1 rRNA gene is annotated in these 236 nt (G+C 44.5%); it reads left to right on the top strand.

What is annotated here, in order from left to right:
* Positions 1 to 150 precede the first annotated feature (150 nt).
* A 5S ribosomal RNA gene (gene rrf, locus KNP76_RS15740) occupies positions 151 to 236 on the top strand; the annotation flags it as partial.

Genomic DNA, 236 nt, shown 5'->3' on the forward strand with positions numbered 1-236 from the left:
GGAAGCGTGGTGACACGTGGAGCTGAATGATACTAATCGGTCGAGGCTTTGATCTAGTCTATGGTTTGTATTGATGAATCTTCAGTTTTGAGAGAACAATCTCTTAAAACATATTGACGTTATACTTAAATGATGTTAATATAATACTTGTCTGGTGGCGATAGCGAAGCGGCCACACCCGTTCCCATGCCGAACACGGAAGTTAAGCGCTTCAGCGCCGAAAGTAGTTGGGGGTC

The sequence above is a fragment of the Exiguobacterium sp. s150 genome, assembly GCF_018618435.1.
In the GTDB taxonomy this organism is placed as follows: Bacteria; Bacillota; Bacilli; order Exiguobacteriales; family Exiguobacteriaceae; genus Exiguobacterium; species Exiguobacterium alkaliphilum.